General features: G+C 67.0%; 20 protein-coding genes and 1 pseudogene. 7 read left to right on the forward strand and 14 right to left on the reverse strand.

The features are described 5' to 3' along the window. Positions 1-79 precede the first annotated feature (79 nt). From AB0M67_RS27915 to AB0M67_RS27955, 9 genes are all read right to left on the reverse strand, one after another. Positions 80-1,741 carry a carbamoyltransferase N-terminal domain-containing protein gene (locus AB0M67_RS27915; RefSeq protein ID WP_365749818.1) on the reverse strand — a complete coding sequence of 554 codons (1,662 nt, stop codon included), beginning with the start codon at positions 1,739-1,741 and terminating at the stop codon, positions 80-82. A gap of 72 nt (positions 1,742-1,813) precedes the next feature. Continuing rightward, on the reverse strand, positions 1,814-3,052 hold the full coding sequence (locus AB0M67_RS27920; RefSeq protein ID WP_365749820.1) for a cytochrome P450: 1,239 nt from the start codon (positions 3,050-3,052) through the stop codon (positions 1,814-1,816). A gap of 29 nt (positions 3,053-3,081) precedes the next feature. Next, positions 3,082-4,515, reverse strand: a complete 1,434-nt coding sequence (locus AB0M67_RS27925) for a class II 3-deoxy-7-phosphoheptulonate synthase (protein ID WP_365749822.1) — start codon at positions 4,513-4,515, stop codon at positions 3,082-3,084. 23 nt (positions 4,516-4,538) lie between these two features. Beyond that, positions 4,539-5,483 (reverse strand): diiron oxygenase, encoded by a 945-nt coding sequence (locus AB0M67_RS27930; RefSeq protein WP_365749824.1) that lies wholly within the window; start codon positions 5,481-5,483, stop codon positions 4,539-4,541. A 13-nt stretch (positions 5,484-5,496) separates the two neighbouring features. Continuing rightward, positions 5,497-6,312 carry an aminotransferase class IV gene (locus AB0M67_RS27935; protein WP_365749826.1) on the reverse strand — a complete coding sequence of 272 codons (816 nt, stop codon included), beginning with the start codon at positions 6,310-6,312 and terminating at the stop codon, positions 5,497-5,499. An 8-nt stretch (positions 6,313-6,320) separates the two neighbouring features. Further along, entirely contained in the window at positions 6,321-8,441 is a 2,121-nt protein-coding gene (pabB, locus tag AB0M67_RS27940; RefSeq protein ID WP_365749828.1) for an aminodeoxychorismate synthase component I, read from the reverse strand. Then, positions 8,441-9,271: an arylamine N-acetyltransferase gene (locus AB0M67_RS27945; protein WP_365749829.1), complete on the reverse strand. Its 831-nt coding sequence runs from the start codon at positions 9,269-9,271 to the stop codon at positions 8,441-8,443. The genes pabB and AB0M67_RS27945 overlap by 1 nt, the downstream gene beginning before the upstream one ends. 14 nt (positions 9,272-9,285) lie before the next feature. Beyond that, positions 9,286-10,113: a UbiA family prenyltransferase gene (locus AB0M67_RS27950; protein ID WP_365749831.1), complete on the reverse strand. Its 828-nt coding sequence runs from the start codon at positions 10,111-10,113 to the stop codon at positions 9,286-9,288. Between the two features lie 79 nt (positions 10,114-10,192). Continuing rightward, the gene (locus tag AB0M67_RS27955) at positions 10,193-11,347 is read right to left on the reverse strand and encodes a cytochrome P450 (protein WP_365749833.1); all 1,155 of its coding nucleotides are present in this window, start codon (positions 11,345-11,347) and stop codon (positions 10,193-10,195) included. A gap of 602 nt (positions 11,348-11,949) precedes the next feature. Between AB0M67_RS27955 and AB0M67_RS27960 the strand changes: the two genes are divergently transcribed. Both AB0M67_RS27960 and AB0M67_RS27965 read left to right on the forward strand, forming a co-directional pair. Next, a complete protein-coding gene (locus tag AB0M67_RS27960; protein ID WP_365749835.1) occupies positions 11,950-12,216 on the forward strand; it encodes a hypothetical protein in 267 nt (88 codons plus the stop codon). A gap of 46 nt (positions 12,217-12,262) precedes the next feature. Then, positions 12,263-13,570 (forward strand): cytochrome P450, encoded by a 1,308-nt coding sequence (locus AB0M67_RS27965; protein ID WP_365749836.1) that lies wholly within the window; start codon positions 12,263-12,265, stop codon positions 13,568-13,570. 197 nt (positions 13,571-13,767) lie between these two features. On the opposite strand, the pseudogene AB0M67_RS27970 reads toward AB0M67_RS27965, so the two are convergent. The 3 genes and pseudogenes from AB0M67_RS27970 to AB0M67_RS27980 all read right to left on the reverse strand — a co-directional run. After that, positions 13,768-13,982: pseudogene (locus tag AB0M67_RS27970) on the reverse strand (IS5/IS1182 family transposase); the annotation flags it as partial. 105 nt (positions 13,983-14,087) lie between these two features. Next, on the reverse strand, positions 14,088-15,050 hold the full coding sequence (locus AB0M67_RS27975; protein WP_365749838.1) for a methyltransferase domain-containing protein: 963 nt from the start codon (positions 15,048-15,050) through the stop codon (positions 14,088-14,090). 163 nt (positions 15,051-15,213) lie between these two features. Next, a complete protein-coding gene (locus AB0M67_RS27980) occupies positions 15,214-16,122 on the reverse strand; it encodes a methyltransferase domain-containing protein (RefSeq protein ID WP_365749840.1) in 909 nt (302 codons plus the stop codon). A gap of 549 nt (positions 16,123-16,671) precedes the next feature. Here AB0M67_RS27980 and ispH point away from each other — a divergent pair. The 3 genes from ispH (at position 16,672) to ispG (ending at position 20,841) form a co-directional block, all read left to right on the forward strand. Continuing rightward, positions 16,672-17,622 (forward strand): 4-hydroxy-3-methylbut-2-enyl diphosphate reductase, encoded by a 951-nt coding sequence (gene ispH / locus AB0M67_RS27985; RefSeq protein WP_365749842.1) that lies wholly within the window; start codon positions 16,672-16,674, stop codon positions 17,620-17,622. A 262-nt stretch (positions 17,623-17,884) separates the two neighbouring features. Beyond that, positions 17,885-19,702, forward strand: coding sequence for a 1-deoxy-D-xylulose-5-phosphate synthase (locus tag AB0M67_RS27990; RefSeq protein WP_365749844.1), 1,818 nt, complete (start codon positions 17,885-17,887; stop codon positions 19,700-19,702). Beyond that, positions 19,699-20,841 (forward strand): flavodoxin-dependent (E)-4-hydroxy-3-methylbut-2-enyl-diphosphate synthase, encoded by a 1,143-nt coding sequence (gene ispG / locus AB0M67_RS27995; RefSeq protein WP_365749846.1) that lies wholly within the window; start codon positions 19,699-19,701, stop codon positions 20,839-20,841. Before AB0M67_RS27990 ends, ispG begins: the two co-directional genes overlap by 4 nt. A gap of 203 nt (positions 20,842-21,044) precedes the next feature. Here ispG and AB0M67_RS28000 read toward each other — a convergent pair whose 3' ends face one another. Continuing rightward, positions 21,045-21,338: a LuxR C-terminal-related transcriptional regulator gene (locus AB0M67_RS28000; protein WP_365749848.1), complete on the reverse strand. Its 294-nt coding sequence runs from the start codon at positions 21,336-21,338 to the stop codon at positions 21,045-21,047. A gap of 270 nt (positions 21,339-21,608) precedes the next feature. Between AB0M67_RS28000 and AB0M67_RS28005 the strand changes: the two genes are divergently transcribed. Beyond that, positions 21,609-21,929, forward strand: a complete 321-nt coding sequence (locus AB0M67_RS28005; RefSeq protein ID WP_365749849.1) for a hypothetical protein — start codon at positions 21,609-21,611, stop codon at positions 21,927-21,929. Positions 21,930-22,144: 215 nt separating this feature from the next. On the opposite strand, the gene AB0M67_RS28010 is transcribed toward AB0M67_RS28005, so the two are convergent. After that, entirely contained in the window at positions 22,145-23,314 is a 1,170-nt protein-coding gene (locus AB0M67_RS28010) for an MFS transporter (protein ID WP_365749850.1), read from the reverse strand. Positions 23,315-23,385: 71 nt separating this feature from the next. On the opposite strand from AB0M67_RS28010, the gene AB0M67_RS28015 reads away from it, so the two are divergent. Beyond that, positions 23,386-23,889: an IS3 family transposase gene (locus AB0M67_RS28015; protein ID WP_365749852.1), complete on the forward strand. Its 504-nt coding sequence runs from the start codon at positions 23,386-23,388 to the stop codon at positions 23,887-23,889. The last annotated feature ends 172 nt before the right edge of the window (positions 23,890-24,061 follow it).

The following is a 24,061-nucleotide window of genomic DNA, read 5'->3' on the forward strand; positions in this document are numbered from 1 at the left end:
CGGTGATCCAGGTGGCGATTTTCAGCCGGGCCTGTGCACGGATCGGCGCCGGGCCTGTGCACGGATCGGCAAGGGAACATCACCCCACGCGGGGGTTCGTATAAAGCGTCCCCTCGGACCAGATGTAACGAGTCCCGCCCCAACTGGCCGCTGACTCGACGTCGGGAAAGAAACCCCGTCCCTCAAGGTTCGCGCTCGTGTTGCACAACACAGGTACTCCGCTGATCTCCGCGTAGGCGGTGAGGATACGAGCGGTGTCGGTGTCCTGAGTCGACGCGATGGTCTGGAGCCGAGCGGTGCCGTCCAGGTGAACGACCGCCGGGACGCGTTCGGCCCAACCGGGCCGCATGCGGTGCTCGAAGATCATGTAGGGGTCGGGCGTGCCGGGGGCGAAGACCTCCGGCGCGCGGTCCTCCAGGCAGATGGGCGCGACAGGCCGGTACGGGGCCCGGTTCTTGATGTCGTTGAGCCGGTCCTTCATCCGGGTGTCGGTCGCGGGCGCCAGGATGCTCCGGTTGCCCAGAGCGCGCGGGCCCAGCTCCGCCCGGCCGGAAAGGACGACCACCGGTTCGCCCTCCGTGTGCAGTAGGGCGGCCAGCTGCCGTTCGTCGCAGGGTTGTGCCCGCCATCCGTCGGGAAGTGTGCCAGTGGTGATCCGCGGTCCGCTGTAGACATCCCACTCCAGCGCCGTCCTGCCGCGCCGGAACATCTCGCAGGCCGCTGTTCCGATCGCCGCCCCCGCGTCGTTGGGGAAGGGCGGGACAAAGACCTCCTCAAAGACCTCGCTGGCCCGAATCGCGGTGTTCCACTTGATGTTGAGCGCGCAGCCGCCGCCGAGCACCAGATTGTGGCCGCCGTCCGGGAAGCGGCTCCGCACCGCCGTGGTGAGCCGCGCGAGCAGGTTGTGGCCGATGTAGGCCTGATAGGTGGCGATGAGGTCCGCGTTGGACAGGCCCGGCATCAGCTCGTCCCTGTTCGCGGCGACCTTGTCGCCCAGCACGCCCACCTTGTCGACGGGCATGTCGCGGAACTCGGCCATGAGGTCGTCGAAGACGGCGAAGGCACCGGTCTCGACCCGGCCTTTGGCCGCGTACGCCATGGCCTTCCCCGCGACGGAGAGGTGTTGGCGGATGTACGTGTCCGATGTCACGTCGTCGGTGTTGAGCACGTACGGTTCGAACCGCGAGCAGAAGGCCGCGAAGCTGCCTCCGAAGACGGGCATCAGGGCCTCGACGAAGGTCACCTCGCGGGTCGCGGCCCGCACCTGGTAGAGGCGCGGCGTGATGAGGCCGTCCCAGACCACGACGAACGCGTCTTCGCCCCTGGCGGCGAACGGGCTTGAGCAGTACGTGCCGATGAGATGGTTGGCGACGTGGGTGTAGCCGGCGTAGTTGTCGAAACCATGGCCGCTGAAGGTGTGGCGTTGCAGCGGCCCGTCGTCACCAGGGCTCTCAAGGTACGGTGCGACCCGGAACTGTACGGGCAGGCCGCCGGCGTTCACCTTGACGGCGGGGTCGCCCGCGGCGTCTTCCGTGTACCAGCCGTCGACCACGAACTGGTCGATGTCGGCGGGTGCCAGACCCTCTGCGGCGAGGATCTCGGTCACGCGTTCCAGGTCTCCGAGGGCGCTGTAGCGTTCGCCGTTGTTCAGCTTCTCGATCTCGTAGCTGAAGAGAAGGCGACCGTCTTCGATGACGGCAACCCCACCGTCGTGCGATGCCTTAATCCCGCATATGAGCATGTGGTCAGCCACACCTTTCTGGCCGCATAGCGGCCTGGAATCCGGCGGTCAGGGAATGTCATTCACGCGCCACTAGCGGCGGTTCAGCCGTACCGGCAGTGAGTGGAGCCCGCGAATGATCGTGCTGGTACGCCATCGCAGTTCCTCAGGGTCGGCCGCGAGCCTCATGGCGGGGAACGCGTCCAGCAGGGCGCCGAACGCCACCCTCAGCTCCACCCTGGCCAGCGGCGCCCCGAGGCAGTGGTGGATGCCATGTCCGAAGGCCAGATGGCCGCCGTCAGTGGGCCTGCGGACGTCCAGCGAATGCGGATCGTCGAAGCGCTGTGGATCACGATTGGCGGAGGCAATCGCCAGCAACACGAAGTCGCCGGCCGGGATCTCGACGTCACCGATGGTCAGGGACTCCGTCGCACACCGGAAGGAGGCGTGCTTCAGCGGGCTCTCCAGCCTCAGGAGTTCCTCGACCGCGCCGGGGAGGAGGGAACGGTCCTCGCGCAGTGCCTCCCATTGGTCCAGGTTCCGCATCAGGTGGAGCGTGCCGTTGCCCAGGGCGTTGAGGGTGGTCTCGAAACCGGCGACGAACAGCAGGTAGGCCGTCGAGACCAGTTCGATCTCGGTCAGCTGGTTGTCGACGTCGTGTGCCGAGACCACGGCGGCGAGCACGTCGTCGGTGGGCACGCGGCGTTTGCGCTCGATGAGTTCGCGGAGGTACTCGACCACCTCGGTCGTGGCGGCGGCGGCCGCTTCGGGGGAGTCGCCAGAGACGAGCGCCTTGGACCAGGACTTGAAGTTCTCCTGCTCCTCGACCGGCACACCCAGCAGCAGACAGATCACCCGGATCGGCAGCGGAAACGCGAAGGCGTCCAGGAAGTCCACCGTGTCGTCGTTCGAGAGGGCATCGATCAGCCCGCCGGTGATCTGCTCGATGTCCGGCCGGAGCGCTTCGATGGCGCGGCTGGTGAATGCCTTGCTCACGAGCTTACGCATCCGGGTGTGGTCCGGCGGGTCGGAGTTCAGCATGTGGCTGGCAATGACCGGTGAGAAACCGGCACGCCTGTTGCTGTCCGGCTCATTCTGCGCGAACAGCCTGTCCATCCTGTTCAGATCGGTGCTCAACCGGGGATCCGCCAGTGCGGAGCGCACCGCCTCGTATCCGGTGATGAGCCAGACCGGGAGTCCGCCGGCCACGGGGACTCCGGGAGGCATCTTCACCCGGTGCACCGAGCCTTCGGCGCTGAGCTTTGCGTACACCGAGTAAGGGTCCTGCACGAACGCGTCGTCGAGTTCCAGCGGGGTGGAATCCTGATCCATGGGTGCGTCCTCAGAAAATGTTGTTGGTTTCACGCGCCGAACGAGGCGGGAGAAGTGCTGTGATTTGCGCCCGGGGCCGCGGCATTCACCGCTGCGTCCGGTGCCACGGGTGCCACGACGCCGGTTGCTCCTGGGGTGAACATCTCGGCGACCAGGAAGGCCAGATCAAGTGCCTGGCCTGCGTTGAGGCGCGGGTCGCACGCCGACTCGTACCTGCGGTGCAGGTCGTCGAAACCCAGTTCGGCGCCGCCGCCGACGCACTCGGTCACGTCCTCGCCGGTCAGCTCCACGTGCAGTCCGCCGGCGTGGGTGCCGAGCGCCTTGTGCACCTCGAAGAAGCCGGCGACCTCGGCGAGGATGTCGTCGAACCGCCTGGTCTTGTGCCCGCTGGGCGCCTCGAAGGTGTTGCCGTGCATCGGATCGCACACCCACACCACCGGCGCGCCGGAAGCCGTGACCTTCTCCACGAGCCGCGGCAGCAGGTACCGCACGCGGTGCGCCCCCATGCGCACGATGAACGTCAGCCGGCCCGGCCGCCGGTCGGGGTCGAGGCGGTCGATCAGGGCCATCGCCTGCTCGGGCGTGGCGGCAGGGCCCAGCTTCACCGCGATCGGGTTGTCGATGGTCGCGAAGTAGGCGACGTGGGCGCCGTCGAGCTGTCTGGTGCGGTCGCCGATCCACAGCATGTGGCCGCTGCCCGCATACCTTCGGCCGGAACGCGGCCTGTGGCGGGTCAGCGCGGCCTCGTAGTCGAGCAGCAGTCCCTCATGGCTGGCGAACAACTCCGGGGTGCGCAACGGATCGCCGCCGCCGTACGCGTCTTCGCGGGACAGTGCCCGGCCGATTCGACCGGCGAGCTCGTCGTAGCGTTCACCGGAAGGCGAGCGTGAGACGAAGTCCTGGTTCTCCTTGTGCAGTTGGCGTAGGTCGGTGCCGCCACGGGCGCATGCGCGCATGACGTCCAGGGTGTAGCGCGAAGCGTCGTACATCCGAAGGAGCCGGACCGGGTCCGGCCGTCGCTCGGCCTGGCTGAAGCCGATGCCGTTCACCGCGTCGCCCCGGTAGACCGGGAGCGTGCGCCCGTCGACGGTCTCGGTCGGCCGGGATCGGGGCTTCGCGTACTGCCCGGCCATCCGGCCCACCTTGACCACCGGCACCGCCGACGCGTACGTCAGGATCACGGCCATCTGCTGCAGGAGGCGCAGTTTGCTGTGAATCGCCCGTGTCGAGAGACGGTCGAAACGTTCGGCGCAGTCGCCACCCTGCAGCAGGAACGCCTTGCCCTCCGCCGCCTGGGCGAGTCGTGCGGTGAGCGTGTCGCACTCCTGCGGCGTGACCAACGGGAGCAGGGCCGCAAGGTGATCCGCCACGTCGCCGAGCTCAGCCGGGCTGGGCCACTCCGGCCGCTGGTGGGCGACGAGTGTCCGCCAGTGCGCGGCGGCTTCGCCGGTGAGGGTCAACATGATCTCCGTCCGCTTCTCATGGCTCAACGGTGCGGGGCCGTCAGCGGGACCATCTCGACGAGGTCGTGGCTGATGCCCAGGTCGTCGAGCAGCAGCTGCAACGGTCCGGTGTCCCGCGCGGGCACGGGACGGGACGCGACCCACTCGCTCAGCTGACCGGTGTCGATCTCGAAGCCGCCCTGGGCCGCCACGGTCACCCAGGGGTCCAGGTCCGCGGAGCGGAACGCGGTCAGCCCGGTGACGAGTGCTTCACGGAACGTCCGCTGCTGTGCGCCGTCCAGGTTCCGGTAGAGCGAGCCGCACAACTCGCGGAACACCACCGCGTGTCCGCTCTCGTCCCGCCGGTGCAGATCGGTGGTGATCCGGTTCATCGGCTGAATCTCCTGCGCGGTGGCGAGTGCGGAGAGGAACCCGCTGATCGTCGTCTCGGCGGCCAGGGAGAACGCGATGTCGACGATGTCGCGGTCGAACCCGGTCAGCCCGGCGCGGACCGCGTCCAGTCCCTGGACGACCGACCAGACGCCCGGCGCGAACCGCACGTCCGCCAGGTCGCGCCGCCTGCGGGTGACGCCGACGGCGTTGTGGCACATCAGGATGTGATAGTGCTCATCGATGATCGTCTGGTGCAGCGCGTCGACGGCGACGTCGTCGCGGCGTACGGGGATCCGTTCCTGGAGCATCAACCGGCAGGCAGGCAGGATGATCTCGTCCTCGATGGCCGCGGTCTTGGCGTTGTAGGCGATCCACGCCGCGGACAGGATGCGCTCGCGAGCGTCCCGGTCGAGCCGGTCGGCACCCGGCAGGCCCAGCACCGGGACGAGGTGTTCGGGGAAGTCCGGCAGCGCCGCGTCGAAGTGACCGTCGAGGTCGAGCTCGTCCTTCTTGACGGCCACTCGCTTCCCCCAGCGGAGCGTCAACCGCACCAGCAAGTCACGCTCGTACTCGGGCACTTCACGTGCCGCGGTCATCGGGAAACCTCCTTCATGGGTTCACCACAGGAATCAGGGAGGCGTCGGCCGGAACGGCGAGCGCAGCCAGGCGCGACTGCCAGCGCTCGGCCACTGCGGCGTCGGTGTCCTGGAACCGGCCCAGCCCCTCGGTGACCGGCCGGATGCCATGCAGGGCGTTCAGCGTCCAGACGGGCACGCCGGCGAGATCCGGCGCGGTGGACTGCTCGGTGACGACCCGGTGCCCTGACATACCGGCCAGCTCGCCGAGCAGGGCGCGGGTGATCCCGGGGAGCAGCCCGGGGCCGGGTGGTGGCCCGCACAGCATGTCGCCCCGCCACCAGACGATGCTCGTGGACGCCCCTTCGACCACGTACCCTTCCGCCGAGACCAGCAGCGCCTCGTCAGCTCCCGCCGTAACCGCGGCAGCGCGCAGGGAAGCCAGATGGTCCAGGTCGGCGCCCTTGACGGCCGGCAGCCGACGACGGTCGGGTCCCGCCGCGGTCCACAACCGGACGGTCGCGGTGCGCGGTGGCGCGGGACGCAGCCACATCCGCAGCCGCGTTCCCGGCCCGGTCTCCACGAGTTCGACGCGAGGAAACCATCGGCCTCGCGCGGGCAGCGACTCGGCGACTGCCCGCAGGAACCGGTTCGTCTGTTCCGCTCCCGGTCCGGAGAACCGGTCGCAGGCCGAACCGAAGCGTTCGGCGTGCCGGTCGAGTCCCCGCACCCGCCCCTCGTCCACGAGCCAGGAGTCGATGACCAGCACCGTGCCGGCGGCGTCGGCCGTCGACCATCCGCCATCGGCGTCCCACCACCGGCGCACGCCCTGGGCGGTCGCTGCGCTCATCGCTGTGTTCATCGTTGGGAGCCGCCCACGTCCGACACCGCCGGCGCACGCCAGGCGCGGAGCGACGCCGCCGCCTTGAGCAGCATCTCCTCGTACTCTTCATACGGGTCGGAGTCGAGCACGATCGCCCCGCCGGCTCCGATGGTCAACCGGTCACCGACGCGGACCGCGGTGCGGATCACGATGTTCAGGTCCGTGCCGCCGGAGAGGCCGAAGTAGCCGAGGGCGCCGGAGTAGACACCCCGGGCCTCCGTCTCCAGGCGGTCGATGATCTCCATGGTCCGCAGCTTCGGCGCCCCGGTCATCGACCCGCCCGGAAAGCACTGCCGGGCGCAGTCCATCGCGCTGACCCCGGCATTGAGCCGTCCACGAACAGTGGAGACCAGTTGGTGCACGGTCTCGTAGCTCTCGACGGCCAGGTACGGGTCGACCTCGATGCTGCCCACCTCACACACCCGGCCCAGGTCGTTGCGCAGCAGGTCGACGATCATCAGGTTCTCGGCCTGAGTCTTGGCGCTTGAGGCGAGGGTGGCAGCCAGTTCGGCGTCGCGCACCGGGTCGGCGTCGCGAGGGGCTGTGCCCTTGATCGGCTTGCTGGTGACCGTGCGGTCTCTCTCGATGCGCAGGAACCGCTCCGGCGAGGAGCTGAAGACCGTGACGTCGCCGAGGCGTAGGAGCGCGGCGTACGGTGCCGGGTTCGCCCGGCGCAGCCTCAGGTAGAAGGACGTGTCGTCGTCATGGAACGGCATGTGCAACTTGTTGGTCAGGCAGATCTCATAGCTCTCGCCCCGGTTCAGCTGCCGTCGGCACTCCGTGATGTCCGCCAGGTACTGGCTCCGGCCGCGGCCGAGATACTCCTCGGCATTCGGGGGCGGTCCGGCGGCAGGTTCGCGCGGCGGCCCGGCGTCGGCCGGGTTCAGGCCCGTCAGGAGCGCGGACGTCCGTTCCACCCACTCCTGCGCGTCGCGCCGGGTCTTCTCGTCGTGGACGGCCACCAGGTAGGTCAGTCCCTCCCGGTGGTCGACCGCGATGACGCGATCGGCGAACATCCAGTTGGCGTCCGGCGTTTCGGCGGTGTGACGGGCCGTGGCCCCGCATTCGGCCTTGAGTTCGTAGCCGAAGTAGCCGACGTAGCCGCCGGTCAGGTCGAAGGGCAGGTCCGAGTCGGGGATGCGCCGTTCACGCAGCCGCTGTTCGAGGACGTCGAACACGCTGCCGGTGACGATGTGGACCCCGTTCGCATCGCGCACTTCCACTGTCCCGCTGCCGGTGCGGTAGGTCAGGACCTCGCTGAGCGGACCTGACGTGTCGCCGAGGAACGAGAACCGGGAGAGACCTTCCTCCACCCGGCTGCTGTCCAGCCAGAAGCAGTACGGGATGTTGTCGAAGAGCTTGAGAAAAATGGCCTCGGAGTCGGCGGCGGTCGACACGACCGTGCTGATGATTCCCAGTCCCTCGACCGCGCCGGGCGTGTCGTCGGACAGTGCGGTGTCGGTGTTGGTGTTGGTGTTGGTGTTGGTGACGGTGACGGATGGCCGTTGTCCGTGCTGCGTCCGGTGGGTCAGTTCGGCGAAGTTCCGCAGGATCTCACGCCCGTGCTGGGAAGCGATCGACTCGGGATGGAACTGCACACCCCACTGCGGCAGATCGCGGTGACGCAGCGCCATGAGCACACCGTCGTCCGCCCACGCGGTGGCGACGAGTTCCTCGGGCAGGGGCTCCCGCACGCACAGCGAGTGGTAGCGAACCGCGACGAACTCACGCGGAATTCCGGCGAACAGCGGATCTCCCTCGTGGGAGACCTTGGCGAGGTGCCCGTGTCTCGGTTCGGGCGCGGCGACCACCGACGCTCCGGCCAGGTGCGCGATCAGCTGGTGGCCGAAGCAGACACCCAGCACGGGCAGTGTGGTGCGGCGCAGCAGGTCGCCGAGGAGGCCGACGTCGCGGGAGTTCTGCGGCCGTCCAGGGCCGGGTGAGATCACGATGTTGTCGAAGTTCTCCAGCCGCAGACTGGACAACATCGGATCGTCGTTGACCATCACGACGGGCTCCTGGCCGTTGATCTCGGCGATCAACTGGTACAGGTTGAAGGTGTACGAGTCATAGTTGTCCAGCAGCAGGGTACGCATCAGGGACCGTCCAAGATTTTCCGGAGCGCCTGGACGTCGCCCGGTTCCAAGGTGATCCCGAAGATCTCCCGGGGAGCGGAAAGTATCTCGTCCGCGTCGAGTTCCCGGAAGGTCGCCGGCTCCCCGGGACGTATTTCCGTGAGAGTGCTGCCGACGAGGAGGTGCCTCACTTCGGGCTGTGTGCGCTGGAGGACCATCCGGTGGTTGAACGGCGAGCGCGGATGCGTGAGGCAGAAGTGGTGGAGGAGCTCGAAGTCCGACGGATAGCGCACGTCCGTGGTGAAGCCGTAGAGCTCCGCCGGTCCCTCCGGCCGCAGGAACCGCAGCACGTGTTCACCGGTCGGCTCTCGCAGAAGATCGAACGACCAGTCGCCGTCCAGCCGCGCGTTCTCCGCGAGCCGAATCGGCTCGTGCGGCCCGTAGCCACCGAAACTCACGTCGTGGACCCAGCGTTCGCCGTCGAGCTCCACGCACAGGGCCACGTGCAGGGCCGGCCCGAACTTGCTCCCGGTGCGGATCCGCGTCCTGCCGGCGAACGCCGTGAACGTGAACCCGATGCGGTCCAGCACGGCCGCCATCAGCACGACCTGTTCCAGGCACCAGCCGCCGCGGCCCTGCCGCACGATCTTCTCCTGAACGCTGTCCAGGTCCAGCGGCACCACCGTGCGCCCGAGCAGCGCGTCGAGGTTGTCGAAGGCGATCGCGTCAACGTGGGCGGCGTGCAGGCCTCGCAGCGTGGAAAGGTCCGGAGCCACGTCGCCCTGGTAGCCCACGCGGGTCAGGTAGGCGTCCAGGTCGACGCCACTCCCCTGCCACATCGAATCTGTCACACGTAGCTCATCCTTCATGTGAACTGCCCGGCGACCACGGCCGCGAGAATGATCCAACCGAAGTACGTGTTGGCGACAAAGGCGTCCCAGCAGGATTTCGGATCATCCAGGTCCACACGTACGACCAGATAGGACAGAAAGACTCCCGCGAGCACGGCGATCAGGTAGAACGCCCACCCCATCGGCGTCTGGGAACCGGCCCACAGCACGCCGCCGACACTGAGCACGACGAAAATCGCCAGCCACGCCTTGGTGGCCTTGCCGAAGAGCAGAGCGGAGGACCTGACACCGATGTTCCGGTCGTACTTCTTGTCCTGATGGGAGTAGATCGCGTCGTGAATCAGGGTCCAGAAGGCCCCGCAGGCGTACAGGCCGTACACCGCGAGCGGGTAGTCGACGCTCCCGGTCACCGCCGTCCAGCCGATCAGCACGTAGACGCTCATCACCAACGCCAGGAATGCCGAGGGCCAGAAGAAGACGCGCTTCATGTAGGGGTAGGCGATGATCAACGGGTACGAGGCCCCGACGACCAGGGCTGTCTCCACGTTCGCCACCGCCAGGACCAGCAGTGCGACCACGGCCTGTGCGGCGGCGAACAGGAGTGCGTTCCCGACGCTGATCGTCCCCGACGCGACAGGACGCGACACGGTGCGGGCGACTCGGGCGTCGACGTCCCTGTCGACCACATCGTTGACCGCGCAGGCCGCGCCGCGCACCAGCACCGCGGCGACAGCGACAAGCACCACCGCCAGCAGGTCCGGTCGTTGTCCGGAGGCGAGAACGCCGGCCCACAGCCCCGGAAGCAGGTAGAGCACGTACCCCGTGGGCCTGTCCAGTCGCATCAACAGGAGATACGCGCGGACTGAGTCCGGGCTCTTCGTGACTACGCCCGTAGATATCTTGTACAGCATCAGGATCCAATCACCATGTCACCGGAAGTTGGATCAACCCGCCGATCAGCGTGTTGTGGCGCAGTCTCAGCTCCTCCACACCGACAGCCAGACGCATGGTCGGGAATCGTGCGACGAGCTGCGTGAGCACCACCTGCAGCTGCATCCGGGCCAGCATCGCGCCGACGCAGTAGTGCGCACCGTGCCCGAACATGAGGCTGCCTGTGGTGTTGCGAGTGACATCGACCCGGCCGGGGTCGGCGAAGGCCGTCTCGTCGTGGTTGGCCGCGATGATGTTCAGCAGCACGAAGTCGCCGGTCCGGATGGTGACCCCGTCGATCTCGAAGTCCGTCAGCGCATAACGGGGCATGCCGCCGTTGTGCGGGTTCGGCATCGACATCCGCAGGGTTTCCTCAACCGCGCCGGGGATGAGGCTCGGGTCATGCAGCAACGCCTGCCACTGCTCGGAGTTGACCAACAACAGCGACACACAGGTGCCGATCCGGGCCACCGTGGTCTCATAACCACCGAACAGCAACAACGCCGTCAGCCCGATGACCTCGTTGTCGCTGATCCCCTCGGTCGCGCAGATCCTGGAGATCACGTCATCGCCCGGATTCCGCCGTTTATCAGCGACAAGTTGCCTGCAATAGCCGAACAACTCGCCCAGCCCCTGCTTGGACCTGACCGGGTCCCCGACGTTGGCGGCGTCCTGGGTCCAGCTGCCGAACTGGTCCTTGTCCTCCTGGGGCACGCCCAACCACTCGCATATCACCTGAATCGGCAGCGACAGCGCCAACGCCTCGCGCAGATCCACCGGTGGCTTCTGCCCGGCCAATCCGTCCAGGAGTTGCCCGGTCAGTTTTTCGACGTAGGGCCGCAGCGCCAGCATCCGCTCGGCTGAGAAGTGCGGCTCCAGCAGCGCACGCAACCGAGCGTGGTCGGTGGCGAAGCCGCCCAGCAGGCCGGCGAGAAGCGCCGACCCGCTGTCCTTCGCCGCGGCCTCCGGATCGGGATGGGAGCGGCTGAGCCGGTCATCGTCAAGCAACTGCCTCACCCAGGCATGACCGGTGACCAGCCACGCCTCGTCGCCCTCGGCGGTACGAACCCGATGGACCGCGCCCTGGGATTGGAGCGTGCGCAGCCCTGGCGCGAGTTGCAGCACATTCGTCTGCTCGAAAGGCAATTGAGCTGGGGTACTCACTGACGGCCTCCGCCGGAATCGAGGTTCAGACCACCTTGCCGAAGACGATCACGACGTACTGGAGCTCGTCGCCCCGGTGTCCGTCGAGGAATGAGTAAGGCAGACCCGCCGGCCGGCCCCCATGCGGTGGGCAGAAAGTCGCCCAGCGGCGGGTTGACCGGGTCCTGGGTCTTGGTCACGTAGTGCCGAGGTGGTAACTCATCGAAATTCTCCTCCGGTCGCACGCCTTCCCAATTCCTGGTCAGACCTACGCGCATGGGGTTCGCGAATTGCACCACTGAAAATCTGATCGCCATCCTGTAACGACCTCGCCTGTCGTGTCAACGACGCGGCGTGAGCATCCTCGACTTTAGGAAAAACCCCAAAGAAGACGGCGTAAGGCCTGGATTGGACTACCCTGCGGAATGATAGCTGCTGGGCGAACCAAGGCCGTGTTCGAGTCCGGCTATTGAGCCGGCACCCAACGGCAGACAAGACTTCCCGAGAAGGACTCGGTCTCTACCGACCGGCGTGGATGCCCTGTCCGGCAACGCGAGCCAGGCGTTCCGACGCGGACGTCATGGCACGGAACGGAGTGGGAATGAGTGGCGGCAAGCAGGTCCTGCCGGCCGAGCCGCGGGTGCGCACGCGGGCTGGACGTGCTCGACGCGACCTGCCCCCTGGTGGCCAAGGTGCACCAGGAGGCCCGCCGGTTCGCCCGCGACGGGCGGACGTTGCTGCTGGTCGGGCACGCGGACCACAAGGAGGTCGAGGGCACCTACGGGCACGCTCCCGACCAGACGGTCATCGTCGAGACGGCCGCCGACGCGGAGCCGCTGGACCTTCCCCCCGACATCACACAACGTCACTGATCATTACCGGGAATGGTTCACTGAAAGCTTGAGAGGCTGAATGGCTATGCCAGTTGATTCCGGGCAATTACATGAGGACAGGTCGTTCGACCCGTATGGCGCACATCGCGACGACCCGTATTCATTTCTGGCCGACATCGGAGATACGGAGCCGGTGTTCTACGCCCCTTTGCTCAACGCGTGGTGCGTCACCCGGCGCGAGGACATCGTCGCCGTGCTACGGGACGACCAAAACTTCTCGGCGCGCGACCACAACCCCCGCTCCGCGGTCGCGTTGCCCGAGGACGTGAGCCGGATGCTCCGCACTTGGCGCGGTGCCGGTGCTCTGGCCGTCGGCTCACTCGACCCTCCCGAGCACGCCAGGATCAGGGAAGTACTCAACGTCGGGTTCACGCCGGCCAAGGTCCGAGCCTTCGAACCCACGATCCGTACGATCGCCACCGACCTCGTCGAGCGGGCCGCGGTCGCGGCGGAGTTCGACTTCATCACGGCGTTCGCCGTTCCGTACTCCCTTGAGGTGATCTGCCGGCGCCTCGGGATCCCGGACGAGTACCTCGACCGCTGCCGCACGTGGTCCGAGCAACGCATCGAACTCATGATGTTGCAGCGCTACACCGATCCTGACCGGCTGCGTGAATGCGCCCGCGGGCTGATGGACTTCGGAGCGTTCGCCCGATCACTCGTGCAGGAACGGCTCGCCTCACCGCAGGACGACCTGATCAGCGAACTGCTCCACGACGGCAAGGCAGGACACACACTCACCGCCGACGAGGCTTCTGTCCAGGTCCCCACACTGATCTTCGCGGGACATATGACCTGTGCCGAGGCGCTTGGCACGATCCTCTTCCAGCAGCTTCAGTCACCCGGCGGCTGGGCCGAGGTGGTCGACGGGACGATCGCCACACGGGACCTTGTCGAGGAGGGGTTGCGGTTCGACAGTCCGCTGGCGGGCATGTACCGGAGCGCGGTCCGTGACGTAGTAGTCGGCGACGTCCACCTGGCCGCGGGGAGCCGACTACTTCTGCTGTACGGAGCGGCCGGCCGGGGCAGTCACTCCCCCGCATGTCCGGCCGGGTTCAGTCCAGGCAGTGGGTCTGCCGCGCATCTCGCGTTCGGGCACGGCATCCATTTCTGCCTCGGAGCCGGATTCGCCCGCCTGCAATTGGAGATCGCGATACAGGCCATCGCCACCAGGATGCCAGGTCTGACTCTTGCACCAGGGCCGCCGCCACATCACCGGCCAGTGTTTCCGCTTCGGGCGTTGACCGAGTTGCGGGTGCGGCAGCGGGGACGGGCATCCGGGCGTTCGTCGGGAGATCTGGACGACACGTTGACCTCCGCGGAACTCACTTGACTCACTTGACTCACTTGTCCGACGGCATTGAAGGCGAGGACCCTGGGTTCCACAGATCAGGACGCCGGCCGGCCTCGGCATTTCGTGATGGCCCGTCAGTTCAGCTGGCGGGCCGTTTCGGCTTGTCGGACCGGTGATGGGCCTGCCGATGGCCCGGCTGTCGCGTCGGGTGGGCGCCGGGTTCCATGGCTCCGGGCGGAGATGACCTGGACGTTGCCGTCGTAATGCTTGTGTTTCCCGCTCCCGTACAGGTCATGACCGTTGGGACCGGGGATCGCGACCCGGTCGGTGGGGATCCCCACTCCGTCGAGGTTCACATGCGTTACGCCGACCTGCTTGGCCTGCGCCAGTGCGTGACGCAGGCCAAGGGGATCACCAGCACGGCCTGTTGGAAGCAGCTCAGCGCGCGTCGCGCCCAGGCCGAGTACGCTGCCGGCCGCAGCCGGCGGTCTGCAGCCGGGACAGGAAGTCGAGCTGAAGACCGGGGACGGCGCCCGCGGTCATGCACGAACCGCGGTCACGCGCGAACCGCGGTCAGGAAGAGGTAGCCGCTCTCCGGGGTGACCGCGGACAAACGCATGAAGTCGATGAGCGAGGCGGCCTGTTCCTCGCCGACCTGATCGACCAGCTTGTCGCGGACGGTCTCCACGGCGTCGGCCATGCGCGCGAGGGTACGGGAGACGTTGTCGCTGATGTCACGGATCTCCACGTCGACGAAACCGTTGGCGGCCAACGCCGTCCGGTATTCGTCCACAGTGCCCAAGGAGCGCACCGCGTAGTTCTCGCAGATGTGGTCCAGGACCACGCGACCCTCAGGGCTGACCGGGCCGCGCTCGATGACGTCGGCGATGGCGAGGCGGCCGCCGGGGCGCAGAACGCGGGCGGTCTCGGAGAGCACCTGGCCGCGGTCGGGCATGTGCCACATCGACTCAAACGCCCAGGCCGCGTCGAACGAGCCGTCGGGGAAGGGCATGTCCATCGCGTCCGTGAACTGGAACGTGGCCCGGTCGGCGAGCCCGGCCGCGGCCGCGAGTTCCGTGGCCCGCGCCACCTGGACATGGCTGACGGAGATGCCCAGAACGCTCACGTCACAAGCGCGGACGAGCCGCAGCGCGGGATGGCCGATGCCGCAGCCGATGTCCAGGACCCGCTGGCCGGCCTGCGCGGCGATACCCGAGATCATCAGGTCGGTCAGGCGGTCCGTGGCTTCCTCGATGGAGCTGTCGTCGGCGTCGTTCTCCCAGTAGCCGTAGTGTTTGTTGGGGCCCCACGCGGAACCGTAGATCTGACCGATCCCGTCGTACATGCCGGCGACGTCGCTGGGAGCGGGAAACTGCTCAAGCGTCATGAGGAACTCCGTATCGTTGTGAAGGTGGCGGGAAGTCGGCGGCGGTTCAGCCGTACCGGCGGTGAGCCCGTCGACCACGAGCTGGTCCATGTCGGCCGATGACAGCCCCTCCGCGGCGAGGATCTCAGTCACCGCCCTGGAATCCGGCAGTCACATCGAAAGGCGGGCGGAAACCCGCTGCGCTCGGCTGGGCAACCCCAGCCGAGCGCCTGCGTGATCTACTGACAACCACTGACAACCGGGTAGGCCATCAGGTGTTGCGAGGACCCCGAGAATCCGCCAACATGTTCTTTGCTCACTTCAGCTCGAAGCGCAGGAAACCCAGCCGCAAGCCCCCTGCTTGCCATTCAGCGCCAAGCGCCTGGTTCGCCATCAGAGATATCCTCAGCTGCCTGCGGTCAACTGCTGAAAGGCTGCTGTCACTGTCCAGTACCGCCTTCGTCCAGGCGGCACTCTCCTCCCAGAACGGCAAGGTTTCTGACGTAGCGTCGACGTCATCGACCAACTCAAAACCCGCAGACTGCGCGGCTTCTGCGTAGTCGAGCACCGTAGCCGGTTTTGTGTAGAAGTATTCGGCCCACACATCGGCCCCGTGAGGGCGTGTGAGGAATACTTCCTCGATGCACACACTCCCGCCTGGACGAAGCACGCGCGCCAGTCGCTCGAACCACAGAGGACGGTTGAAGTATCCGCTGCTCTCGATTGCTACTGCCGCGTCGTAGGGACCGTCCAAGGGGAGATGCATCGCATCACAGACCAGTGTTCGGACCTTCCCGTCCACACCGCATTCCCGCGCGAACCCGTCAACTATCGGCGGGTGTTCCGGCGCGTTGGTGACCGCCGTGACGTCGGCGCCGTATTCCTGTGCCCAGAAGAGCGAGCCCCCGCCAAGACCGCAGCCGACATCCAGGATTCTCCCCGACAGCCGGTGTTCAGCACCCCAGATCTTGGCCGCGTACCGCAGCAACCCCTCTTGATGGAGCCGTATGCTGCGGCGAATAGCATCCGGCGTCGCATCATGAGCATTCAGTGGCGTTTCAGATGAAGGGTAGTAACCTACATGATAGTGAATCCTGGGTCCAGGCCCGTATTTGCGAACAAGCCTAGCTGTTTTGTCGTCGTAGTATTGGCCAACTATTTTTACCTCATCCTGAGGCTCCAGCACTGTTTGAGGTGAACTTGAAAGTTCATCCAGATTTGACACGGTCACTCCTCCAGAGCTCGGATGCCGACGACATTGACCAAGGGCCTGCTTTGGTCGTTACGATATGCTCGTCATGATTTTGGCGAGGATACGCGGTTCGACAAGGAAGTGGTTTGCGCCACGAGTGGGCCAGGCTGGATGGTTAATACCGGCCTTGATCCGATATTGCGGCCATAGCAGCGCCTCGTTCGAAATGCAGAGTCGCCCTCATGATCCGGAATCTTGAGTCGCCCTGAAATTGAGTGGCAGCTATTGGATTCCATCCTGGAGGACACCCCTGGTCGTGTCAACGACGCGGCGTGAGCCTCTTCGACTTTAGGAAAAACCCCAAAGAAGACGGCGTAAGGCATGGATTGGACTACCCTGCGGGATGATGGCTGCTGGGCGGCACCAAGGCCGTATTCGAGTCCGGCTATTAAGCCGGCACCCAACGGCAGACAAGACTTCCTCTGAGAAGGACTCGGTCTCTACCGACCGGCGTGGATCCACTGTCCGGCAACGCGAGCCAGGCGTTCCTACGCGGACGTCTTGGCACGGAACGGAGTGGGAATGAGTGGCGGTAAGCAGGTCCTGCTGGCCGAGCCGCGGAGTTTGTGTGCCGGTGTACGCCGGGCGATATCCATCATCGACCTCGCGCTGGAACAGCACGGCGCGCCGATCTACGTCCGTAAGGAGATCGTGCACAACCACCACGTGGTGCGCGAGTTCCAGCGCCGGGGTGTCCGGTTCGTCGACTCCGAGCAGGAGGTGCCGGAGGGCGCGGTGTGTGTCTTCTCCGCGCACGGCGTCTCCCCGCAGGTGCGGCAGAACGCGGACGCACGCGGGCTGGACGTGCTCGACGCGACCTGCCCCCTGGTGGCCAAGGTGCATCAGGAGGCCCGCCGGTTCGCCCGCGACGGGCGGACGTTGCTGCTGGTCGGGCACGCGGACCACGAGGAGGTCGAGGGCACCTACGGGCACGCTCCCGACCAGACGGTCATCGTCGAGACGGTCGCCGACGCCGAGGCACTGGACCTTCCCCACGACGCACCGGTCGCCTACCTCACCCAGACCACGCTCTCGGTGGATGAGACCAGGGACATCATCGCCGTGCTCCAGCGCAGGTTCACCGACCTGCGCGGGCCCGCCACCGACGACATCTGTTACGCCAGCCAGAACCGCCAGGACGGCATCAGGGCCATCGTGGACCGGTGCGACCTGGTGCTGGTGGTCGGTTCGACCAACTCCAGCAACTCGATCCGGATGGTCGAGGTGGCGCGCAGGCTCGGCGGCAGGGCCGAACTGGTGCCGGACGTCACCCACTTCGACGCCACGTGGCTGGCCGGCGTGAGCACGGTCGGCGTGAGCGCCGGCGCGAGCGCGCCGGAGATCCTCGTCGACCAGCTGCTCGACCGGCTCGCCGAACTGGGTTACGCGGACACGTCCGTAGAACGGGTGGCGACCGAGGACATCGTGTTCTCCCCGCCCACGCGGCTGACCGGAGTGGCGGACGTCCCGTGACCGATCGAGACCGGGCGACCCCTGTCGATGATGGCGCCGGCAAGGACTCTGTTGGCAAGAGCGCGTCGGCGGTGAGCCGCGTCGTCCGTCGTTCCGACCTGTCCGGCCGGCCGCGGCCACCACATGGCATAAGGGTCCTTCCAGGTGTCAGCCGGCACACGAGGCCGTCGGCCGAACCGGCATCGCGCCTGGCCGTCGGCCCGAACTGACCGAGAGGGCGGCCGCGGCCGCCCACCACGCCCGGTGAGGAGCACTGTTCGACATGGCGCTGCTGGAAACCGTGCACGACCCGGCGCGACTGCGTGAGCTGACCGCCGGGGAGCTCCGCGATCTCGCCGGGGAGATCCGCGCGTTCCTGGTCGAGCGGGTCTCCGCGACCGGGGGACACCTCGGGCCCAACCTGGGTGTGGTGGAGCTGACCATCGCGTTGCACACGGTGTTCGAGTCGCCGCGGGACCGGTTGCTGTGGGACACCGGGCACCAGTCCTATGTGCACAAGATCCTCACCGGCCGCCAGGCCGGGTTCGACCGGCTGCGCAAGTCGGGCGGGATCTCCGGCTACCCGAGCCGGGAGGAGTCCGAGCACGACCTGGTGGAGAACTCGCACGCGTCCACCGCGCTGTCCTATGCGGACGGGCTGGCCAGGGCGGATGCCCACCTCGGCCGACGCGACCGGGCGACCGTCGCGATCATCGGCGACGGCGCGATGACCGGCGGCATGGCCTGGGAGGCGCTCAACAACATCGCGGGCGGGCGGGAGCGGCCGCTCGTCATCGTACTCAACGACAACCAACGCTCCTACGCGCCCACCGTCGGCGGGCTGGCCGAGCACCTGGCCGACCTGCGTGCCGGGCGCGGGCCGGGCGTGTTCGAACAACTCGGGCTCGGCTACCTCGGCCCCGTCGACGGTCACGACCTCTCCGCCGTCCAGGACTCCCTGCGCCACGCGGTCGCATTGGGCGGGCCGGTGGTGGTGCATGTGATCACCGCCAAGGGCAAGGGATACCGGCACACCGAGACCAACGACCTCGACCTCGGCCACGCCGTCAAACCGATGGACCCGCATACCGGGCAGGCGCTGAAGGCGTCGCCCCCGTCGTTCACGTCGGTGTTCGGCGAGAAGCTGGCCGAACTGGCCGAGCAGCGCGACGACCTGGTGGCGATCACGGCCGCGATGACCGAGCCGACCGGGCTCCTGCCGCTCCAGCGCAGGTTTCCGCACCGGGTGATCGACGTCGGCATCGCCGAGCAGCACGCGGTGACGATGGCCGCCGGCTTGTCCATGGGCGGCGTGCACCCGGTGGTGGCCATCTACTCCACGTTCGTCAACCGCGCGCTCGACCAACTGCTCATGGACGTCGCGCTGCACCGCCGCCCGGTGACGTTCGTCCTCGACCGGTCCGGGGTGACCGGGGACGACGGGCCGAGCCACAACGGCATGTGGGACCTGTCGGTGCTGCAGGTGGTGCCGGGGCTGCGGATCGCGGCGCCGCGGGACGGCACCCGGCTGGCCGAACTGCTGGCCGAGGCGGTGGCGTGGTGCGAAGGTCCGACACTGCTGCGGTTCCCCAAAGGCCCCGCCGGTGAGGACCTGCCCGCCATCGCCACGTTCAACGGGATTGACGTGCTGCGCCGCTCCGGCCGGCTGGACGTGCTGATCATCGCGGTAGGCGCACTGGCCGGGGTCGCGCTCACCGTCGCCGACGGTGTGCGGGCCCAGGGCATCGGGGTGACGGTGGTGGACCCGAAATGGGTCACCCCGGTCAACACCGCGCTGGCAGACCTGGCCCGCCGCCACCGGCTCGCGATCACGGTCGAGGACAACAGCCGCGCAGGCGGCGTCGGTTCCGCGATCGCGCAGACGCTGCGGGACGCCGATGTGCACACCCCGCTGCGCGAGTTCGGCATCCCGAGGCGGTTCCTCAGCCACGGGTCCAGGGCCGAGGTGCTCGCCGCCTGCGGGCTGACCGCGCAGAACATCACCAGAGCCGTGGCGGAACAGCTGACCGGCCTCGACACCGCACCGGCAGGCATCGAGGCCCCCGACACTTGGCCGGTTCACACAGGGGAGGAACGATGACGACCGTCGCTCTGGGAATGCCCTCGCCACGAAAGGAGGAGGCCACGCTCGCGGTGGCCACGCGGCGGACCTCCCGCCGGATCATGGTGGGTACGGTGCCGGTCGGCGGCGACGCGCCGGTGTCGGTGCAGTCGATGACCACCACGCCCACCGCGGACATCGACGCCACTTTGCAGCAGATCGCCGAACTCACCGCGGCCGGCTGCGAAATCGTGCGAGTCGCTGTGCCGTCGGCGGACGACGCGGCCGCGCTGCCGACGATCGCACGCAAGTCGGGGATCCCGGTGATCGCCGACATCCACTTCCAGCCCAAGTACGTGTTCGCCGCGATCGACGCCGGCTGCGCCGCGGTGCGGGTCAACCCCGGCAACATCCGCCAGTTCGACAACCAGGTCGGCGCGATCGCCCGCGCCGCCAAGGACGCGGGCGTGTCGATCCGGATCGGTGTGAACGCCGGGTCGCTGGACAAGCGGTTGCTGGACAAGCACGGCGGGGTCACCCCGGAGGCGCTGGTGGAGTCGGCGTTGTGGGAGTGTTCGTTGTTCGAGGAGCACGGCTACACCGACCTGAAGATCTCGGTCAAACATCACGACCCGGTGGTGATGATCGAGTCGTACCGCAAGCTCGCCGGCCGGTGCGACTACCCGCTGCACCTCGGCGTGACCGAGGCAGGCCCCCGGTTCCAGGGCACCATCAAGTCCGCGGTCGCGTTCGGCGCGCTGCTCGCGGAGGGCATCGGCGACACCATCCGCGTCTCGCTCTCCGCACCACCGGTCGAGGAGGTCAAGGTCGGCGCGCAGATCCTGGAGTCGCTTGGGTTGCGGCCACGGGGACTGGACATCGTGTCGTGCCCGTCCTGCGGCCGGGCCCAGGTCGATGTGCACACCCTCGCCGAGCGGGTCACCGCGGCACTTGAGGGGTTCCCGGTGCCGTTGCGGGTGGCGGTGATGGGCTGTGTCGTCAACGGGCCCGGCGAGGCGCGCGAGGCCGACATCGGTGTCGCCGCCGGCAACGGCAAGGGCCAGATCTTCGTCAAGGGCAAGGTGATCCGCACGGTCCCCGAGTCACAGATCGTGGAGACCCTCCTGGCCGAGGCCGTACGCATCGCCGAGGAGATGGGTGTGGACGTCGAGGCGTGACCGTCCGCACCCGGTCCGACCTCGCCGACGACCGCGGAGACCGGCTCGTCACAGGTACGGCGTCGCCCGCGCACTCGTGGCCGGTCAGCGCCTGACTTCCGGCCTGACGAGAAGGAGCGGCATAAAGTAAACGTCCGGGAACATGACACAGAATGCAGTTCACGCATGAACGTACGGATGACGATCTCGCGAACCATCGAGCGTTAATCCAAAGTTTCACACGCAATGCGCGGGGGCCACGAATCTGTTCGCAGAATCTGGAGGACGAACGCCCTCGAAACCAACGAGACACGATTCGGCGCCTGCAGCTTGTCGGACATGACGCGGACGTGATAGTCAATGGTCTTCGAACTGAGGTGCAACTCTCTCGAAAGTCGCCCGCTGGATAAGCCGGCTGCAACACCCTCCAGAATCCTGCCCTGGACCGAGCTGAGAACCAAGTCGCCGACCGGCCGGGACACCTCGTAGCCGTGCTGATCATTATCCATGGCACCCATCCATTCCGTACAGCCGGCCAGGCCAGGACCGTAACCGGAGAAATACAGAGCGAGAAGTACTGGAATAAGATCCTAGGTGGCTCCCTCACTCTTTGTCACTGTTGCGCCGTCGCAACCCGTCAACTTCCGTCCGCCTCGGAATTCCCTCCAAATTTTGAGGAATTCTGGCCTTGTTCGTGACGTGTGCCGAGGAATGGCGTTGGCCGACGAGCCACGACATGAAGATCATCAGTTCCCGCGCATCCAACCCCGGGTAGGAGACTCAGCCTTGTGTCCACAGCGGAGCAATTTCGAGGAACGGCCGTAACGAACTTCGCGCGCGATACCGAGACCGCAGCGCCGACAGAACCGGATGCCCTGATTCAGACCCTGTACGAGGACCTGAGCAGACTGCCGGCCAGCGCACAACTGGACGCGATGCTGTGCCTCCTGGAGGCGGCCAGGCTGATGCTGCCCACGCTCACCGCTGCGCGTGGCGAGCTCGCCGGCGAAGACCTCGACGACATCCGCGCGGCCATGCGCGCCGCGTCGCTCTCGATGCGCAGCTACCTGTGGCGGACCGCTGACAACCATCCGGCGGACCGGCAGTGAGATGCTTGAGCCGCCACAAGAAGTGGCGGCTCATCTGTTCCGCGCAGGGCGACCCCCACCCGGACGGCACACCGGACGGCACAGTGGAGAAGAAGCCGGTTGAACAACTGACTGACGAGGCACCAGTACTGCTTGTACGTACGCGACGCCGGCGTTCGGCAGATCGACGAGCGCCAGTTTCGCCACCGGCCTCCGGCTGGGCTCACGGCCGGCTGTCAGCTGCGGGCCGCTGAGGCTCGCAGCTGGGTCGCGCCGCGCAGGTCAGGCAGGAAGGTCATGGCGATCGCCGCGCAAGCCATGAAGCCCGCGCACACCAGCAGACCGGCCCCGAACCCCGCGTTGACAGCCAACACACCCAGCGTGAGCGGAGCGAACGCGGAGACGCCACGCCCGAAGTTGTAGCAGAATCCGGCACCGGTCGTCCGCACCCTGGTCGGGAACAACTCACCCATGTACACACCGAACACGCCCGCGTAAGCGGCGAAGAAGGCGAACATCGGACCCAGCCACAGCAACGTCGCGCGGTCAGCGGCGACCACGTACAGCGGCAAGGTCAGCGCCACACCGGCCAGTGACAGCACCAGTGCGTTCTTGCGGCCGATCCGGTCGGTGATCAGCCCGAAGACGTTGTAGCCGATGAACATCCCGAGATTGAGCACCATCATGAACACCGCGACCGTCGCGGCCGGGATGCCCTTGTCGGTCTGCAGGTATGTCGGCAGCCATGTGGACGCGCCCCACGCCCCGAACATCGCGAGCGTGGCCACGGTCGCACCGAGCAGAGTGTTCTTGCGCAGTTCCGGAGCGAAGATCTCCGTCACCTTCACCGGCGTGGTCTTCTGCTCAATCCACTCGGCCGACTCACGGAAGAACACTCCGACGACGACCAGCGGGATCACCACGCCCACCCCGCCGATGAAAAACAACAGGCGCCAGTCCGGCAGCAACGCACTCGACAGCACCGCGGCAACCACCCCGCCGATCGGGAACGAGCTGAGCACGAACGCAACCGCACGACCCCGTTGCGCGGCCGGCCACGTCTCGACCACGTAGGTCGACACCGCTCCCCAGACCCCTCCGAGTCCCAGACCCGCCAGGAAACGCAGCACCAGGAACATCGTGAAGCTATCAACCACCAAGATCGCCGCGGTGAACACGCCGAACACCGCGAGCGAAACCATCAACGCCCGTTTGCGGCCGTAGTTGTCCGCGAGCCAGCCGACAGTTACGCTGCTCAGCCCGATCCCGAGCAATGTCGCCGTGGCGAGCAGGCCGCCCTGTGTCGTCGTGAGTCCCAGATCGGCGCGGATCACAGGCAACGTGTACGACAGCAGCAAGATTTCCAGCGCGTCGAACATGTAGGCCGCGAACGAGCCGATGAGCACAACCCATCTGTTAGATCCACTCAATCGAACCAGTCCATTCAGCCATCACGTTTCTCCGCTCGGGAGAACGAATGCTAGGCGCCCGCGCAGGGTTCATCGTGACTCAGCTCCGATTTTCCGCAGTTCGCGGAGAACCGTCCGAGAACTCATCAAAATCAGCCACCAGTCGCACCCGCTTCGCGGACGCCTCTTCTCCGGCACAGCGGCCGGCTCGCCAGGTGGATGGCGTCACCCAGGCCGCACCACCAGGCAGCGAACCTGTCCGTCTCGTTGGACTGCGGTCACAGCCCAGGCCCGAGGTTGACGGCTCCCTGATCCTGGGACGGAAGGTTCCGGAGGAAGGGGCAGGAACTCACTCCCGCAGCACCGGAAGTTTCTTCGCCTCCATGGAGACGGAACTCATCGACCGAACCGCTGTCCCCACCCGCCACCACGCCGAAAAGGCCCTATTCGCCTGTATCGAGGGGTTCTACGACACCCGGCGCCGCCACTCGGCGAACGGTCAACTCAGCCCAGCCGAATACGAACGTCGCCACTCCGCGACACGGACCACCACACTTCACGCCGCCGCATAGACCGGACCTGTCCACGGTGCGTGAGTGTGCGATCCGGTAACGGAACGCCGCCGGGTCCTGTCCACTACATCTGCACGCACACGATCACGCACAAGTCGTGAGCGTCGTCCGACCTCTGCGGGTCCGCTGTGGAAGCAGCGACGCGCGGCCGGCTACGCGCCGTCCTGCACGG

The sequence above is a fragment of the Streptomyces sp. NPDC051662 genome, assembly GCF_040681655.1.
In the GTDB taxonomy this organism is placed as follows: Bacteria; Actinomycetota; Actinomycetes; order Streptomycetales; family Streptomycetaceae; genus Streptomyces.